A 17,457-nucleotide genomic window follows, 5' to 3' on the forward strand; every position below is an offset into this window, starting at 1 on the left:
AACCACGAACAAAGACGTTCTATAAATGTACGAGATGTGCAGTTTATAGGCGTCTTTTCTTTTTGAGGAGGCAAATGGAGATGCTTAAAGAGGGACAAGTAAGAATTCCATCAGGCTGTGCTATAGCGGCGATTTATGCCAAAGATGCACATTTAATCAATGGCCGTGAAATTATTAAATCAATCGCAGTGATGCATGAGCGAAGCAATGGTCTTGGCGGTGGCTTTGTTGGCTATGGAATCTATCCGGACTATGCGCATGCGTATGCGATTCATATGTTTTTTGATCATCAAGAAGCAAAGCTTCAATTCGAGACATTAATTTTTAAACAATTTCAAATTCTTAAATATGAAGAAATACCGACATCTGCCAATCAGAACATTCATGATGTACCACTGATCTGGCGTTATTTTGTTTTACCTTTACGTAAACTTGATAAAAATCAGGAACAAACCTTTATTGTTGATGAAATGCTGAAGGTAAATGAAACCATTGAAGGTGCCTATTGTTTTTCAATGGGTCAGAATATGGGAGTCTTTAAGGGCGTAGGCTATCCAGAAAATATTGGTGAATTTTTTAGATTGGATACCTATGAAGCAACTTGCTGGATTGCCCATGGCCGTTATCCGACGAATACACCAGGCTGGTGGGGCGGTGCTCATCCTTTTTCAATCCTTGATGTGGCGGTCGTGCATAATGGTGAGATTTCATCTTATGATATGAATCGGCGGATGATAGAAATGCAGGGCTATAAATGTACGCTGCAGACAGATACTGAAGTCATTGCCTATATCATTGATGATCTGACACGGCAAAAGCATCTGACGCTGAAAGAAACGGCAGCGATTATGACCGCTCCTTTTTGGGAGGATATTGATCAGATGGCGCCGAAAGAGCGTGATTATTATACTTATCTTAGGAAAAATTTTGCCAGTTATCTGATTACCGGTCCCTTTTCGATTTTGGTTGGTTATCAAAACGGCATCATGGCACTGAATGATCGCTGTAAATTACGTTCAATGGTTATCGGTGAAAATAAGAATACTGTCTATTTCGCAAGTGAGGAAAGTGCTATACGGGTTTTAAATGTGGAAATTGCTTCACTGATTACACCCAAAGCGGGTGAAGCCGTTATTTATCAAAGGGAGGTGAATCGCAATGAATAATCAATTTAAACTGGCAGCCTATGAAATTGTGCGTGATTTAGATCGCTGTGATAATTGTCATGGCTGTGAGGTTCAGTGTGCTAATGGTGTTCATTTCTATGATCAGAATAAGCAAAAGCTGCTTGCTGATCCGAAACGCTGTGTGAACTGTCAGCGTTGTGTGGTGATGTGTCATACTCATGCGATAAAGATAATTAAAAATCCCAATCAGATGCATGAAAATCAATATTGGCAGTCTAGAGATTGTCAGGAAATTTATGCGCAGGCATGCAGCGGCGGGATCTTATTATCCAGTATGGGAAATCCCCGGCAGCAGAAAATCTATTGGGATCATTTGCTGCTGAATGCTTCTCAGGTAACGAATCCTTCGATTGATCCACTGCGTGAACCAATGGAAACTAGAGTCTTCCTCGGCGCGCGCACGCAGGAAGTAAAACGTGATGAGCAGGGTCATTTGATTATGGATGATGCTGTGCATCTAAAACTTGAAACCCCTATTTTATTTTCTGCCATGTCATTGGGCGCAATTTCCTATAATGCTCATCAGTCTTTATTAAATGCCGCCAAGGCATGCGGTACTTATTACAATACGGGTGAGGGTGGTTTACATGAAAGCTTTTATGCGGATGATCAGCATATTATCGTACAAGTTGCCAGCGGCAGTTTCAGTGTTGAAAAACGCATTTTTGATCATTGCGCTGCGATTGAAATAAAGATTGGTCAAGGTGCTAAACCAGGTATCGGCGGCCATTTGCCAGCCATTAAGAATACTGATGAAATAGCGGCAGTAAGAATGATTAAACCCAATACAGAAGCAATTTCACCGGCGCTGCATCATGATATTTATTCCATTGAAGATTTACGTCAGCTTGTGCTTTTAATGAAAGAAATCAGTCATTATCAAAAGCCTGTCATCGTCAAGGTGGCGGCGGTTCATAACATTGCGGCCATTGCCAGCGGCATTGCCCGCAGCGGTGCTGATATCATTGAAATCGATGGCTATCGTGGCGGTACGGGGGCGGCCCCAACCCGCATTCGGGATCATGTCGGCATTCCTATTGAATTAGCGTTGGCTAGTGTGGATCAGCGTCTGCGTGAGGAAGGAATCCGCGAGCGGGTGTCCTTAGTTGTCAGCGGCGGTATTCGCAATAGTGCGGATGTTGTGAAAGCCATTGCCTTAGGCGCTGATGCGGTTTCCATCGGTACCGCGGCATTGTTGGCACTGGGCTGCCATTTATGTCAGGATTGTACCAGCGGTAATTGTAATTGGGGAATTGCTACCCAAAAGCCTGAACTCTGCACTCGTTTGCAGCCAGCTTGGGGCAGCCGGCAATTGATTCATTTATTGAACGCATGGACACGGGAAATTAAAGAGATGATGGGTGGTATGGGAATTAATTCAATCGAGGCATTGCGCGGCAATCGGCTGATGCTGGCAGCTCTTGATCTGAATGAAACAGAATGTGAAATCCTAGGTGTACGCTATGCGGGGAGGTAAGGAACATGCTTATTGACGCAAAAAAATATAATGCTGCACAAATTAATGAATTAGCGGCTAATAGCAGTGATGCGGTTATAATCAGTGACTGCTGTGCTCAGCGCTATCTGGGCTGCGGCCTGTCGCATCAGACTTTGTTGATTGATGGTACACCCGGCAATGATCTGGGTGCTATGATGAATGGGGCCATGATCGTACTGCAGGGTAATGCTCAGGAAGGACTGGGCAACACAATGAATGCGGGTACTATTGTGGTCCATGGTCATTGCGGTGATTTATGTGCCTACAGTATGCGTGGTGGTAAAATCTATGTCCGTGATGGTGCCGGCGTGCGTTGTGGCATCCATATGAAAGAATATAAGGAGCATAAACCGATTCTAGTTGTCGGTGAAACCTGTGGTGAATGTCTTGGTGAATATATGGCTGGCGGTTTAATCATTGTACTGAATCGCAGTAATGCGCTAAAGCCATATCCGCTGCGCTGCGGAATCGGTCAACATGGTGGTTTAATGCTGTTTCGTTTGGCGGATACAGATACCACAGCTTATGATCATCTTGCCACTGCGGATGAGCTTAAAATGGCAGCCCCTTATATTGAAGAATTTTGTGCTTACTTTAATGAATCGGCTGAAGATTACCAAAAGTCAAGATATATTGCGTTAAGACCGGCTGCTGATGATCCATATGTCGGTTACTATATAAAAAATTAGGAAGGGAGTTATTAACATGTGCGGATTAATGTTTATCGGTAATTCTTCAAAGATGCAGGAATTTATGCATGGATTTAAAAAAATCGCCCGCCGCGGCCCCGATATGGAACGGGTTGAAATCATGGATCAGGGAATCCTAGGCTTTCACCGACTGGCGATCATGGGGGTTGAGCCTTCAGGCATGCAGCCGATGCATCAGCTTGGCAACGCGGTAATCTGTAATGGTGAAATCTATAATTTTCGCGCTATAAAAAAGGAATTGATGGAGGCCGGAGTTGAATTTCATTCCGGCAGTGACTGCGAGATCCTGCTTCCCCTATATGAAAAAATGGGATGTCAGCTATTTAATATCCTTGATGCGGAATTTGCCTGTGTAATTGTCGATGCGAGCCGCAAAAAAATCATCGCTGCCCGTGATCCGCTCGGTATCCGGCCATTATTTTATGGTTATCTGTCTGATGGTTCAATCTGCTTTGCCTCAGAAGCTAAAGCATTGACGGACTGCTGTGATAGAGTGAAGCCTTTTCCTTGCGGTACTTATTATGAGGATGGTCAATTTATCACATATCATGATAACTGTACGCAAAGCCAGCCAGGGTTTGATACCTTGACCTCAGCTTTAGAAGTCATTCATGATGATTTAGAAAAAGCGGTCATTAAGCGTTTGGACGCGGATGTTGAGCTGGGCTTTCTTTTAAGTGGCGGTTTGGATTCCAGCCTTGTATGCGCCATCGCTCAAAAATATTTGAAGAAGCCAATCAAAACCTATGCGATTGGTATGGCAGCGGATGCCATTGATTTGAAGTACGCGAGGGAGGCCGCGGCCTATATTGGTTCACAGCATTCAGAATTCTTAATGAGCCGTGAAGATGTATTGTCGGCGCTGGATGAAGTAATCATGACACTTGAAACATATGACATCACAACGATTCGGGCAAGTCTTGGTATGTATTTATTATGCAGGCAGATTCATGCTAAGACAAACACCAAGGTATTGCTGAGCGGCGAGGTATCTGATGAATTATTTGGCTATAAGTATACGGATTATGCCCCTGATGCACAGGCCTTTCAGGAAGAGAGTGAAAAACGTATTCGTGAATTATATATGTATGATGTACTGAGGGCAGACCGCTGTATCTCCGCTCATGCGCTGGAAGCCCGTGTTCCTTTTGGGGATCTGCGCTTCTTATCAGATGTTTTGGCAATTGATCCTCAATTGAAAATGAATAGATATGGAAAAGGAAAGTATCTGCTGCGCAAGGCTTTTGAAAAAGATAAGCTGCTGCCTGATTCAATTCTCATGCGTGAAAAAGCAGCTTTCTCTGATGCGGTAGGTCATTCCATGGTGGATGAACTGAAAGCTTATGCCCAAACCTTATACAGTGATGAAGAATTTACCAATCGCTGTCAATTGTATGCCTATCATGCCATTCCTTATACGAAAGAGAGTCTGATGTACCGGGAAATCTTTGAAAAATACTATCCCGGCCGGGCGGCTTGGATTAAAGATTATTGGCTGCCTAATCAATCTTGGAAGGGCTGTCATGTATCCGACCCCAGTGCACGAGTTCTTGATAATTATGGAGAAAGTGGAAAATAACCGGTCAGCACCGGTTTTTCTATGCAAATTCACATGGTTTTCACATTGCTTAGGTAGAATTAAGTGATATAATAACGTTGCACTTTTTAGACTGGGAGAATACTTATGAAAAAAAGAAATGTAAAAAATGATGGGAAAACGATCGATTTGATCTTTCTGATCTTGTTCGCCGGTTCAGCCTTATATTTTCTTGTTGAAACGATGATCGGGCATCTGCTTCCTACCAAATATATTCTGATTGCATCAGTTGTACTGCTGATCGTTGTCGGCTTGTTATATCTAAGCATCCGCTTATCAAAACACGGCTCATGGCCGCGCTGTCTTTTAAGTCTAGTATTGGCTGGCGCGCTCTTATTCGGCGGCGTATATCAGATGCGTATCCGTAAGGCATTCGGCAGTATTGATGATGGTTCAGTGAATATCAATGCGATTTCTTTGGTTGTCCTGGAATCCTCAGCTATTCAATCGGTGGCTGACTTAAGCAATCAGAAGGTCGGTTTGATCGGATCAGCAGAGAACGCGCTGAACGCATCAGCAATCAATGAAATCAATGATGTTACAATTACATATATTGAAAGTCAGGACTCAATGATGCTGGCGAATGAATTAGTCACGCAAAATGTTGACGCGGCATTAATGGCAAATTCACAGCTTACGATGATTGAAAAGAATAATGAAGATTTGTATCAGCGTCTGCGGGTTATTAAAACGTATGAAATGAAGGTTGATAATACAGAAATAGCCAGTGATAAGGATATTACCAAAGAACCCTTTACTGTCTATATTTCTGGATTAGACAGCTTGGGAATTCCGAATTACAATGGCCTCAGCGATGTGAATATGCTGCTGATGATCGATCCGCTTACCCATCATATTGAAATGGTTTCAATTCCAAGAGATGCGTATATCCCTAACAAGGCTTATAATAATTATCCGGATAAGTTAACGCATACCGGTAATGACGGTATTGATAATGTCGTACAGTCAATGGAAAATGTATTTGGTTTTGATATTGATTATTATGCTAAGGTTAGTTTTTCATCGCTGATTGAAATTGTGAATACTTTAGGCGGCATTGATGTGGATGTTCAGCTTGAATTTTATGAACAGGATGAAAACCGTGATTTCTCAAATCAGATTCATCTTTATCCCGGCTTGCAGACATTGGACGGACGCAGTGCCTTGGCTTATGCCAGACATCGGCATACTGAAGGCTGGGGCGATCTGGGACGCAATTATGCTCAGCAGCAAATCATTCAGGCGATTATTAATAAACTGCTGACCGCGGAGGGTATCAACAAAGTTCCTGATGTGCTGCAGGTAGGGGCTGAATATGTTTCTACCAATATGCCGATCAGTACGGTAAAACGCTTTATCAACCATGAAATCAGCAATCCGCGCTCATGGTCGTTCTCATCAACATCACTGGCGGGTGCTTTAAGTGAAAACCAGTTATGCGTGAGCGCGACAGAATATGGACCGCTGTTTGTCTTTATTTTAGATCAGAATGAATTAAACAATGTTTATGCGAAATATCTGGAAATGTTTGAACCATCAAAACTGTCCGATTTCAAATTCACTTTAGATGATTTGAATAAATATCAGGTGACGATGCCATATAATGAGTATTTGCTGACAATTGATAATTATCAGTCAAAGATGAATACCCAATTCCCATCTCTGCATTATGTAGCGCCGCCAGTACAGCCAGAGGTGGATGAACCTGATCAAAACACGGGTGAGAATACGGAGGAACCGCCGCTTGATGAACCGGCGACAGATACGGATGTGCCGGCTGAGCCTGAGCAGGGCGGGGAGTCCGAGTATTTGCCTTCCGACAGTGAGAATAATGAAACTGATAATTCAACGGATTTTGAAGAAAATCCAATTTCAGACGAACCTGAAGGCAATGACTTGCCGCTTGATCCAGGCGTATAAACAAAGACAGGCTTGCGCTTGTCTTTCTTTCATTTAAGAGAATTGACAAGCTGATCGTAAAACCGGATAATGAATATAAAGGAGCTGACTATGAAAGATAAAAAGAATAATTCAATCATTGATTTGATCTTGCTGCTGATTTATCTGATCTGCGCTCTTTATTTCATGGCTGAACTCTATCTTGGTTCGCTGCTTTCTTTCCGCTTTATGCTGCTGCTTGGAATTGGCTTGCTGTTAATATTGATTCTGTTATTTCTCAGTATCAGTAAAAATGCTAAAAGCCTGCTGCGGCGGTTAATCACCATTTTGCTTTGTCTGCTTCTGCTGGCGCTTTCAATTGTTCAGATGGGGATACGCACCGCCTTTTATGAACTGGATAATGTGCCTAAAACAACCTATCATTTATCCTTGATTGTCAGTGATGAAGATGTTATGGATATCAAAGATATCAAGGACGGTGAAATTGGTTTGCTGGCGGATCAGGCAAACAGCAACACATTTGCACTGAATGAATTAAAGAAAGCTAAGGCATCCTTTACTTATGTTGAATATATTGATTACTCTAAACTGATTCTTGATCTGATGAATGGTCGTCTTGATGGTATTTTAGTTAATGACGCGCTGTATCAGAAGATGTGTGATTTATATACGGATGTAGCGGCTAATACCCATACAATCAAGGATTTTAACCATGTTGTGAAGATCAATTTCAATCAGCGAGATAAGGATCTCAACAGTGAACCCTTTACGGTTTTTGTTTCCGGCATGGATCAAAACGGTGATGTATCACTAGCCGCTAAAACCGATGTCAATATGCTTTTAATGGTAGATCCCAGCCGTCATCATGTAGAGATAATCTCCTTGCTCAGAGATACCTATGTACCCAATCCGGCTTATGATTATTATCCGGATAAGCTGACACATACTTCTTATAACGGGATAGATAATACGGTTGAATCAATAGAAAGTGTTTTTGGATTTCCTATTGATTATTATGTCCGGGTTAATTTTTCAACCTTGATTAATATTGTCGATACATTGGATGGCATTGATGTTGATGTAGCTCTATCCTTTTGTGAGCAAGATTCCAACCGCAGTTTTGATACACCGATCTGTGTTGATGAAGGCTGGCAGCGTTTGAATGGTGAAGAGGCATTGGCTTATGCCCGTCACCGTACTTCCTATTCAGATGTGGAACGGACAAAGGCTCAGCAGCAAATCGTTGAAGCCTTGGCACAGCGTCTGTTTTCAACCGATAGTATTCCTAAGATCAGTGATGTTTTAAAAACCGCCAGTGAGAATATTTTAACGAATGTTGATATGGCTTCAGTAAAAGCATTTATGCGTAATGAAATCGATACACCGAGAATGTGGACCTTTAATGCTGTCTCATTAACCGCTGGTACAACTGCCATGCTGCCATGCATCAGCTGGGATTCATCATGGCCATTATCCGTGTATCTGTTAAGCAATACCGATTTATCGATGGTTTATAGTAAATACTTGGAAATGTTTGATGTGCTGGATTTCTCCTTGTTTAATTTTAATTTGAATAATGAATTAAGTGAGGATATCATGCCGCCTTATAATTCTTATTTGATCACTGCTGAAAATGTGAATTATAAACTGGACGAAGTGTTTGCTTTACTGCCTGCTGATCCAATTGAAATTTATGAAACACTTGAACCCGGAACGGTGGAAGAAAATGAACAGTCTGTTTTTGATCCCATGGCACAGATTCAGACCAGCAAGCTGGCAAGAGCGCGTGAAGAGTCAAATAGTGAATAATATGTATTAAACAAAAAACAGCTTCTACTTTAAAAGTGATGCTGTTTTTATCTGTTGTATTTATTTATTATTGCCCCGCGCGATTTTATATGGATACCATTTTTGAAACCACAGGGTAAAAATACCGAGCAAGAGAGGACATATCGAGCTGATGATCCAAAGCGCAGCTGTGGAATTGCAGCGGATGATGAAATAGGAACCAATCGCTGCGATTAAGTAAAAAAGGCCCCATGCTGTTGTTAGTATACGGTTTGTTTTAATGAAGAGCGGATTGCGTAAAGCCTTGTCACCGCCATAATCATTCATCGAATATTCTGCACTCAGCGGTATCTTTAAACAAGCAGAGATACTCCACATCATGCCGAATATCAGGTATGAGAGGGGAAGCACAACCGCGATCGAGCTATTAATTAAAAGCATTGAAAGCAGGCTTACCGAACTACATGATAAAACATCATAGACAGTTCTTTTATTTTTATAAAAGAGCAAGGGCAAAACAGCACATACCAGCAGGCTGATCATCGCACCCCAGAAGGCATGGAAATTCACAGCCGTCCAAAATACGATCCACGGTGTTAAAACATAACGCATATCAGTTTTTGCATTTGTTACTGGTGTGTTTTTTACTGTATCAGTACCTTGCTGTTTACCGAAATACTCATCCCATTTCAATAATAAATCAAAATCACCTTCAATGAAATACAGCTGTTTCATTAGGGCTTCACTGCCGCTGATTTCACCAGCCGCGATTGATTTCCATACACTGAATGGGGTATGGATAATGGTAGTTGGTTTTCCGATGAATGATTCAAGAACACAGCTTTCCTTTTCTTTTAGAATGATACGATAACACTTGCCAATATCGGTGTAATCAATATCAAAAATTATATCTGTGCCTTTATATCCGGCTGGATTATAGAGCGCCGCCATCTGTTTAGTGAAGATAAGTGAAATATCCTCTTTTTCACCAGTCGAAGAGATGCCCCAGCTGGCATCTGCCATCCGTTCAAAAACATCTCTGGGAAATAACAACTCTTTTAATTTTGTGTTTGTTTCCTCACTGATAGAACCATTGTAATATTCCTTACCGGCTTGGCGAACTACACTGAGCGCTGCCTCTGTGCGCTTTGATAATTCCGGTACTTGGAATAGCTCTCCCTGACCGCAAAACAACGTCGTATAATTCTGTTTACCGCACAGCTTATCAAATTGTGCCGTTATGCTGTCATAATTTGATTCAGCGGTATAAAATCCGCAAGTTGAAATTAAAACAGTCTTTTTCTTACTCATATCATATCGTGAGGGATGTCCGCCGCTTTTTGTATCTGAGCGCATAAAAGGGAGCGTTAAAGGCAGCTGACGATCCATTAATGCCTTTAGCTGAGACGGTAAACTATAATAATATAAAGGGAAACTCCAGATGGTAATGTCAGCCCACAGCATTTTTTCAATAACCATCTGCATATCATCATTGATACAGCATTTACCAGGGGTGTTTTTCCAGCAAGTGAAACAGCCAAGACAAGGATTAATCTTTAATTTAGCGACACTCAGCGTTTCCACATTCAGCGATTGCTTTTCATCAGCATCACGGTATCCAGCTAAAAAGGCATTGGTAAGCTTAAGTGTATTGCTGCGCTCATCTTTGGGGCTGCCATTTATGACGAGGATATTCATTTTTCATCCGCCAGCTTTTCTAAGCGCTGGATACAATCTTCTGTCCAATCAATTTGCAGCTGCATCATTCGCTTGCCAAAATCAGAAGTCATCTGCCAAAACAGCGCGTTCTTTTTATCAGGGATCATTTCTTGATATGTGCTGATAGAAGCATTGGTCTGCTGAAGGTTCTCTAACATTGCCCGATATTCTTCATTAAGCTGTTTAAAGAATTCTATGCTCTCAAAAATTGGTAATTCACCCATAAAAAACGTTTTCATTAAAACAGAAGAATGCATATCCATATCGATCTTCGATGTTGCCAGCCAATGCTGTAATTCTTGCCGTCCTTCATCGGTAATCGAACAGATATTTTTATTTGGTTTGCCATCTTGTTCAATCGTTTGTTTCACAATCCAGCCATTTTTCTCTAAAACACCCAGTTCCCGATAAATCTGACTCGTTTGCGCGGTCCAAAAATAATTCAAAGAATCCTTAAAGACCTCACGGATTTCATAACCGCTCATATCACCGTAATTTAATAATCCAAGTATTCCGTGTTTCAGCATAATAAAATACTCCTTTCAGCATATCATATTCCACTTGTAGAATAAATATATTATATTCAACTTATGGAATATTGTCAATCAACGCTCAGGAGAAATAAAAGAAAATAAAAAGCATAGCCTTACGACTATGCCTATTAAATAACTAGCTTTAATTAAATTTCGTGAATCAGGATATTATTTTCACGGTCAGGGCCGACTGATACAAGTGAAATGCGGGTGTTTGTAAATTCTTCAATGCGTTTTAAATAAGCGCGGCAGTTTTCCGGCAGTTCTTCAAATGTACGGATTTGAGTAATGTCTGACTGCCAGCCTGGGAAAATCTCATAGATTGGTTTAGCGGCGGCAATCATTTCTACAGAAGCGGGAATTGTATCATAGCGCTGTCCGTCAATTTCATAACCGACACATACCTTGATTTCATCAAAGGCTGAAAGTACATCAATCTTAGTGATAACCAGATCCGTTAAGCCATTGATGCGGGCGGCATGTTTGACTACATTTAGATCCAGCCATCCGCAGCGGCGCGGACGTCCAGTGGTTGCTCCGTATTCATGGCCGATAGCCCGCAGCTTTTCACCCTCTTCATTCAGCAGCTCACTAACAAAAGGGCCTTCACCGACACGGGTTGAATAAGCCTTGACAACCCCGATGATTTTATCCAGCTTCATCGGAGAAACACCAGCACCTGCACAGACACCGGCAGAAGTAGGTGAAGAAGAAGTTACATAAGGATAAGTGCCATAATTAATATCCAGCATGGCTGCCTGAGCCCCTTCAAATAAAACCATTTTATCTTGATCCAGCGCTTCATTGACAACGCTTAATGAATCCATCATTCTAGGCATCAGTTTTTCACGGATCATGCTGAACTGGGCAACCATTGCATCATAATCAAATGGTTCTTCATTATAAAGCTTAGTAATCTGATCATTTTTAATGGAAAGCGTTGATTTTAATTTTCGTTTAAAGGCTTCAAAATCAATTAAATCACCAACTCTTAAACCGATGCGGGTATATTTATCTGCATAACAAGGACCAATGCCGCGCTTGGTTGTGCCAATCTTGTTGCCAGCCAGCCGTTCTTCCTGAAGCTCATCCAGCTTGATATGATACGGCATGATCAGATGCGCGCGGTCACTGACGAAAATATGGCTGCTTGGCAGACCTTTCTTTTCCAGTACATCGATTTCTTCAAGCAATACGAAGGGATCGACTACTACACCCGGTCCGATAATGCATACCGCATTTTTGTGAAGTACACCTGAAGGAAGCAGATGGAGAATACTTTTCTCACCATTGACAACAACGGTATGTCCAGCATTATTGCCTCCCTGAAACCGAACGACATAATCAGCTTTTTCACCGAGAACATCGACGATTTTACCTTTTCCTTCATCGCCCCATTGGGCGCCAACTACTACATAACCTGCCATAATTGCATTTCTCCTTTACAGTTTTTCGTTATTTTCAAAAAACACTTTAATATTCTATCACTATTTATCGGTTGGGCATAGATTTTTCTTTAAAAAATATTGACTTTTCGCATTCATCCCCTTATTATAGACACAGAACAAAGGCGTTCAGTGAATTCAGGGTAGTATTTACCCTTTATTTATTGACGCCTTTTCAATTTTTAGGAGGCAATCTATGAATAATACACAGCGGGAAGTAATCCAATTTATAAATGAAAATGATGTGAAGTTTATCCGTCTAGCTTTCTGTGATATCTTTGGTATCCAGAAGAATATTTCAATTATGCCTGATGAACTGGAACGGGCATTTCGTGAAGGTATTTCTTTTGATGCTTCAGCGATTGCCGGTTTTTTAAATGTGGAAGCCAGTGATCTGTTTCTCTGTCCGGATCCCGCAACCTTATCATTATTGCCTTGGCGTCCGCAAAATGGCAGAGTCGTGCGTTTTTTCTGTGAAATCAAAGATGCAGAGGGAAATGTTTTTGAATCTGATGCGCGTCATTTATTAAAAGAAGTGTGTACTGAAGCGTCAGCGGCTGGTTTGACGATTATGGCGGGATTGGAATGCGAATTTTATCTGTTTAAGCGGGATGAATGGGGAAATCCTACTCATATCCCCCTTGATCGGGCTTCTTATTTTGATATAGCGCCGCTTGATGCGGGTGAAAATGTGCGCCGAGAAATATGTCTCACGTTAGAGAAGATGGGGATTCAGCCGGAAAGCAGTCATCATGAGCATGGCCCCGGTCAAAATGAGATTGATTTCCGTTATGATGATGCTTTTACCACCTGTGATAATCTGATTACATTTAAGTCCGTTGTGGAAACGATTGCGGCACTGAATGGTCTGCATGCGTCATTTGATCCTAAGCCATTGGCCGATGAAGCTGGAAATGGTTTGCATATCAATTTATCAGTATATGATGAAACAAGCAATTTGTTCGCGGATCAGAAAAGTGAATGCATGGCGGCTTTTACGGCAGGGATTTTACGCCGTATCCGGGAAATTAGTGTTTTCTTAAATCCAATGGCATGCAGTTATCAGCGGCTGGGACATTTTGAAGCGCCTAAATATATCAGCTGGAGTCATCAAAACCGGTCACAGCTGATTCGTATTCCGGCTGCCCAAGGTGAATACCGGCGGATTGAGGTGCGTTCTGCTGATCCGATGTGCAATCCTTATTTAGCCTTAAGCTTATTGCTGAGTGCCGGCTTGGAAGGCATTCACGATCAGCTGAAGCTGCCGGCGGCGGTTAATGAAAATCTGTATCAGCGCGATCATGATGAATTAGAAAAGCTGCCGGAGAATTTGCAGGAAGCGATTGAATTAGCCCGCGGCAGTGAGTTTGTGCAAAAAGTTTTGCCGCAGCATTTGATTGACAAATATTTAGCGGTTAAGACTTTAGAGTTTCAGCATAACCGATAGGAGGGAAGAATATGGAGCGGTGTTTGTTAGTATCCAGTATGCATCATAAACAAGATTCATTGGCATCCTTTTTAAACACCGCTTTTCCTTCGGTAATGAAGATAGACAATGCGGCAGAAGCCAGAGTGACCTTATTGGATCAAGATTTTGACAGCATTGTAATCGATACACCCTTAAAAGATGAATTCGGTCATATGCTTGCCATCTATGCTGCCCGCAATCCTTTAACCTCAGTAATTTTAATGGTACAAAATGAACGGGTTGATGAAATGTGCAAAAAGGTGCAGGAATATGGCGTTATGGTACTTGCGAAACCGATTGATGAGCAGCTTTTTACGCAAACCTTAAATCTGATGAAGGCGGCTCGTTACCGTATGGCGGTATTAAAAAAGGAAAATGATGATCTGCAAAGTAAAATTGAAGAGATCAAACTGGTAGATAAGGCTAAATGTATTCTGATTGAACGTTTTCAGTATAGTGAACAAACAGCCCATCGTGCGATTGAAAAAAAGGCGATGGATCGCCGTATGAGCCGCAAAGAAATAGCCAGAATGATAATAAAGAATAGCGAGAGGAGAAAAGAATGAGAAAATATATATTTGTGACAGGCGGTGTCGTATCCGGTTTAGGTAAAGGTATAACCGGTGCGTCATTGGGACGTTTGCTTAAAGCGAGAGGGTATAAGGTAGCTTCGCAAAAGCTTGATCCTTATATTAATGTTGACCCGGGTACAATGAGTCCCTTTCAGCATGGTGAGGTGTATGTGACGGAGGACGGTGCGGAAACCGATCTTGATTTAGGTCATTATGAACGTTTTATCGATGAAAATCTGAATCATTATTCAAATCTGACGACGGGTAAGGTTTATTGGGAAGTATTGAATAAAGAGCGGCGCGGTGAATTTCTTGGTGAGACAGTACAGGTGATTCCGCATATTACCAATGAGATTAAGAGTTTTATTTATCAGGTCGGTGAACAAAGCGGCTGCGATGTGGTTATTACAGAGATCGGCGGTACGGTGGGCGATATTGAAAGTCAGCCATTTTTAGAAGCGATCCGTCAGCTGTCAATTGAAGTTGGCCGGGAAAACTGCTGTTTCATTCATGTGACGCTGGTGCCTTATATCGCTGGCAGCAATGAGCTTAAATCAAAGCCGACACAGCATTCTGTCAAGGAACTGCAGTCGTATGGGATTCATCCCAATCTGATTGTCACTCGATCCGACGCGCCGCTGGATAATGATATTAAGCGAAAGATATCTGCATTCTGCAATGTGAAAAGCGACTGTGTCATTGATAATCAGACGATGCCGACCTTGTATGAAGTCCCTTTAATGCTGGAATCAGCAAATTTATCAGAAGTAGTCTGCCGTGAGCTGTCACTGCCAGCGAGAAGTATCGATTTAAAGGAGTGGCGGGCAATGGTGGAAACGATTCATGCCTGTGATAAAACCGTGCGGATTGCCTTAATCGGTAAATATGTAAAGCTGCATGATGCTTATCTGTCCGTAATGGAAGCCCTCAATCATGGCGGTTTTGAAAATGGCGCTAAGGTAGTGATTGATTGGGTTGATTCAGAAGGTATCCATGAAGGCAATGCCGCGGAAGTATTAAAGGATGTGGATGGTATTCTGATTCCCGGCGGTTTTGGCAGCCGCGGCATAGAAGGGAAAATTGCGGCAGCGCATTATGCGAGAGTGAACAATATCCCATATTTAGGCATCTGTTTGGGTATGCAGATCGCGACCATTGAATTTGCCCGCTATCAATTAGGCTTGAAGGATGCCAATTCATATGAATTTGACCCGGAAGCGAAGCATCATGTCATTCATTTTATGGCACATCAAAGCGATGATTTAGCCAAGGGCGGTACGATGCGGCTGGGCGCGTATCCGTGCCTGATCAAAGCTGATACGTTGATGATGGACTGCTACAAGCAGGAACAAATTTCAGAGCGGCACCGCCATCGTTATGAGTTTAATAATGATTATCGTTCTATGTTTGAAGCAGCTGGTATGGTACTCAGCGGTACTTCCTTGGATCAGCAGCTGGTTGAAGCAATTGAAATACCAGCCAATGATTTCTATATCGGGGTTCAGTTTCATCCAGAGTTCAAATCAAGACCGAATCACGCTCATCCATTATTTAAAGGCTTCATTAAGCATGCGCTGAAACACCAGCAGAAATAAGAAAAGGATTCCCATTTTGGAAATCCTCAAGCTATGATTTTAAAATCTCTAAATCGGACTTCTCATAGGCATTATGACCGGGAAGTCCTTTTTTATAGCGCCAGCAGCGAATGGCATCTTCAAGCTTTAACCCCTTGTTATCAGCGAAAAAAGCACGAATATATGTATTATATTCAAATTGCCGATCAATTGTGGTTGTTGTTTTCTTCTTTGCTTCCAGTATCTGGGCATAGGCAATAACGGCATCCTGATACGTTTTTCCGGCATTGCTTTTCAGCCAATTCTGAAACTGAACATTAAAGCTGAAGCTTTTGCCGATGGCCTGTTTGAAGAAGGCGCGGTGCTGTTCTGAACAGACGATGTTTTCCTCAATTAATGTATCCATCGTCAATACAGATGGACTATTCTTTGACTTGGCGGGTTTGGTTCGAATCAGTTTCTCACCGGTTTCAAGATAATGAGCGATGCGTTCAGTTAATTCATTTTTGCTGCCAGTTGCCTGTAAGCCGCATTCACGGCAGAAGCTGACAAGTTCTTCTTTCAGATAATAATAATTTTTAAATTCAGCGGCTGTCAGTTTGACTGACAAAGTGGGACGTGTTGACATAAGAGACTCCTTTATATTTATATAATTTCTAAGCATGCGCCGCTTCCGACTTCTATAAGGCGCATACTTTTGCTGATTTCAGCTTTGGCATGAAATGAAACACAGTGGCACGGCGCAAGCAAATCAATTTGATTTGATTTTAAATAATCGATGGTTTGAGCCAGCCGTTCATCCACATCAAAGAGGTGAAAGCCGCCGATAACACCAAGGATACGAGATTCATTACTCAGCTGTTTTGCAGTTTCAATAATATTACAGATGCCGCTGTGGGAGCAGCCGGTAATGATGAAAATTCCTTTTGAACTTTGATAGACAAGCGCACTGTCATCAAGCAGTAAATCTGGCACTAGCTTATGATCATGCCATGTCATGCCAATCGGCATCCTTGGTTCAAAGCTGAAATGCTGAGGTATTTCACCTAGATAGGTGATTGATGCATTCAGCTTTATTGGGGTTTTACTCAAAATAAGGGAAGAGCTTGCCTTTAATTCCTGAACACTGAGCGGCGAACCGATATCTAATGAAGCCATGATTTTTTGATTAAAAGTATCCGGATGAGCGATGATTCGCTTATTCGCTAAGAGATGCTTCTCTTTCAGCCATTGTAAGCCACGCGTATGGTCATTGTGACCATGTGACAGAACAATATCCATCGGCTGTGTTAAATCGATCTGAAGCGAAGCCGCGTTTCTCAGAAATACGTCCGAATAGCCAGTATCAAAGAGGAGTCTTTGATCACCCTCTTCAATATAAAAAGACAGAGCCGGTTCACCCAGATAATATTGATCGATCATTGTATTATTGTCACAGAGTATAGTTAATTTCATGGCAGACCTCGT

At 41.9% G+C, this 17,457-nt stretch carries 14 protein-coding genes; 9 read left to right on the forward strand and 5 right to left on the reverse strand.

The genetic code is table 11. From position 1 onward, the window contains the following. Window positions 1–74: 74 nt before the first annotated feature. From DAHG_RS01635 to DAHG_RS01660, 6 genes are all read left to right on the forward strand, one after another. Window positions 75–1,166 carry a class II glutamine amidotransferase gene (locus DAHG_RS01635; protein ID WP_022936574.1) on the forward strand — a complete coding sequence of 364 codons (1,092 nt, stop codon included), beginning with the start codon at window positions 75–77 and terminating at the stop codon, window positions 1,164–1,166. Then, window positions 1,159–2,664 (forward strand): glutamate synthase-related protein, encoded by a 1,506-nt coding sequence (locus DAHG_RS01640; protein WP_022936575.1) that lies wholly within the window; start codon window positions 1,159–1,161, stop codon window positions 2,662–2,664. Before DAHG_RS01635 ends, DAHG_RS01640 begins: the two co-directional genes overlap by 8 nt. Window positions 2,665–2,669: 5 nt before the next feature. Further along, complete coding sequence (locus tag DAHG_RS01645; RefSeq protein ID WP_022936576.1) at window positions 2,670–3,374, forward strand: GltB/FmdC/FwdC-like GXGXG domain-containing protein; 705 nt, start codon at window positions 2,670–2,672, stop codon at window positions 3,372–3,374. A gap of 16 nt (window positions 3,375–3,390) precedes the next feature. Next, window positions 3,391–4,974 carry an asparagine synthase B gene (gene asnB, locus DAHG_RS01650; RefSeq protein WP_022936577.1) on the forward strand — a complete coding sequence of 528 codons (1,584 nt, stop codon included), beginning with the start codon at window positions 3,391–3,393 and terminating at the stop codon, window positions 4,972–4,974. 105 nt (window positions 4,975–5,079) lie between these two features. Beyond that, entirely contained in the window at window positions 5,080–6,912 is a 1,833-nt protein-coding gene (locus DAHG_RS01655) for an LCP family glycopolymer transferase (protein WP_022936578.1), read from the forward strand. A 90-nt stretch (window positions 6,913–7,002) separates the two neighbouring features. Continuing rightward, window positions 7,003–8,700 carry an LCP family protein gene (locus DAHG_RS01660; RefSeq protein ID WP_022936579.1) on the forward strand — a complete coding sequence of 566 codons (1,698 nt, stop codon included), beginning with the start codon at window positions 7,003–7,005 and terminating at the stop codon, window positions 8,698–8,700. Between the two features lie 60 nt (window positions 8,701–8,760). On the opposite strand, the gene DAHG_RS01665 is transcribed toward DAHG_RS01660, so the two are convergent. The 3 genes from DAHG_RS01665 to DAHG_RS01675 form a co-directional block, all read right to left on the reverse strand. Continuing rightward, window positions 8,761–10,377, reverse strand: a complete 1,617-nt coding sequence (locus DAHG_RS01665; protein ID WP_022936580.1) for an NAD(P)H-dependent oxidoreductase — start codon at window positions 10,375–10,377, stop codon at window positions 8,761–8,763. Next, window positions 10,374–10,925 (reverse strand): PadR family transcriptional regulator, encoded by a 552-nt coding sequence (locus DAHG_RS01670; RefSeq protein WP_022936581.1) that lies wholly within the window; start codon window positions 10,923–10,925, stop codon window positions 10,374–10,376. Before DAHG_RS01670 ends, DAHG_RS01665 begins: the two co-directional genes overlap by 4 nt. A gap of 152 nt (window positions 10,926–11,077) precedes the next feature. Next, window positions 11,078–12,358, reverse strand: coding sequence for an adenylosuccinate synthase (locus DAHG_RS01675; RefSeq protein WP_022936582.1), 1,281 nt, complete (start codon window positions 12,356–12,358; stop codon window positions 11,078–11,080). Between the two features lie 214 nt (window positions 12,359–12,572). On the opposite strand from DAHG_RS01675, the gene DAHG_RS18440 reads away from it, so the two are divergent. From DAHG_RS18440 to DAHG_RS01690, 3 genes are read left to right on the forward strand one after another with little or no spacing between them, the layout of a single operon-like run. Beyond that, window positions 12,573–13,823 carry a glutamine synthetase family protein gene (locus DAHG_RS18440; RefSeq protein WP_022936583.1) on the forward strand — a complete coding sequence of 417 codons (1,251 nt, stop codon included), beginning with the start codon at window positions 12,573–12,575 and terminating at the stop codon, window positions 13,821–13,823. Between the two features lie 11 nt (window positions 13,824–13,834). Continuing rightward, a complete protein-coding gene (locus tag DAHG_RS01685) occupies window positions 13,835–14,410 on the forward strand; it encodes an ANTAR domain-containing response regulator (protein WP_022936584.1) in 576 nt (191 codons plus the stop codon). Then, window positions 14,407–16,011 carry a CTP synthase gene (locus DAHG_RS01690; protein WP_022936585.1) on the forward strand — a complete coding sequence of 535 codons (1,605 nt, stop codon included), beginning with the start codon at window positions 14,407–14,409 and terminating at the stop codon, window positions 16,009–16,011. The genes DAHG_RS01685 and DAHG_RS01690 overlap by 4 nt, the downstream gene beginning before the upstream one ends. A 31-nt stretch (window positions 16,012–16,042) precedes the next feature. On the opposite strand, the gene DAHG_RS01695 is transcribed toward DAHG_RS01690, so the two are convergent. Further along, window positions 16,043–16,618 carry a DUF6434 domain-containing protein gene (locus DAHG_RS01695; RefSeq protein ID WP_022936586.1) on the reverse strand — a complete coding sequence of 192 codons (576 nt, stop codon included), beginning with the start codon at window positions 16,616–16,618 and terminating at the stop codon, window positions 16,043–16,045. Between the two features lie 17 nt (window positions 16,619–16,635). Continuing rightward, window positions 16,636–17,445, reverse strand: coding sequence for an MBL fold metallo-hydrolase (locus tag DAHG_RS01700; protein WP_022936587.1), 810 nt, complete (start codon window positions 17,443–17,445; stop codon window positions 16,636–16,638). Window positions 17,446–17,457: the final 12 nt, after the last annotated feature.

Origin of the sequence: Dielma fastidiosa, from assembly GCF_000313565.1 — a bacterium.
Classification (GTDB): Bacteria; Bacillota_I; Bacilli_A; order Erysipelotrichales; family Erysipelotrichaceae; genus Dielma; species Dielma fastidiosa.

Coding starts and splice junctions, on each gene's coding strand:
- DAHG_RS01635 (WP_022936574.1), top strand. CDS start 75: ATGGAGATGCTTAAAGAGGGACAAGTAAGAATTCCATCAGGCTGTGCT.
- DAHG_RS01665 (WP_022936580.1), bottom strand. CDS start 10,377: ATGAATATCCTCGTCATAAATGGCAGCCCCAAAGATGAGCGCAGCAAT.
- asnB (WP_022936577.1), top strand. CDS start 3,391: ATGTGCGGATTAATGTTTATCGGTAATTCTTCAAAGATGCAGGAATTT.
- DAHG_RS01675 (WP_022936582.1), bottom strand. CDS start 12,358: ATGGCAGGTTATGTAGTAGTTGGCGCCCAATGGGGCGATGAAGGAAAA.
- DAHG_RS18440 (WP_022936583.1), top strand. CDS start 12,573: ATGAATAATACACAGCGGGAAGTAATCCAATTTATAAATGAAAATGAT.
- DAHG_RS01640 (WP_022936575.1), top strand. CDS start 1,159: ATGAATAATCAATTTAAACTGGCAGCCTATGAAATTGTGCGTGATTTA.
- DAHG_RS01695 (WP_022936586.1), bottom strand. CDS start 16,618: ATGTCAACACGTCCCACTTTGTCAGTCAAACTGACAGCCGCTGAATTT.
- DAHG_RS01655 (WP_022936578.1), top strand. CDS start 5,080: ATGAAAAAAAGAAATGTAAAAAATGATGGGAAAACGATCGATTTGATC.
- DAHG_RS01660 (WP_022936579.1), top strand. CDS start 7,003: ATGAAAGATAAAAAGAATAATTCAATCATTGATTTGATCTTGCTGCTG.
- DAHG_RS01690 (WP_022936585.1), top strand. CDS start 14,407: ATGAGAAAATATATATTTGTGACAGGCGGTGTCGTATCCGGTTTAGGT.
- DAHG_RS01685 (WP_022936584.1), top strand. CDS start 13,835: ATGGAGCGGTGTTTGTTAGTATCCAGTATGCATCATAAACAAGATTCA.
- DAHG_RS01670 (WP_022936581.1), bottom strand. CDS start 10,925: ATGCTGAAACACGGAATACTTGGATTATTAAATTACGGTGATATGAGC.
- DAHG_RS01700 (WP_022936587.1), bottom strand. CDS start 17,445: ATGAAATTAACTATACTCTGTGACAATAATACAATGATCGATCAATAT.
- DAHG_RS01645 (WP_022936576.1), top strand. CDS start 2,670: ATGCTTATTGACGCAAAAAAATATAATGCTGCACAAATTAATGAATTA.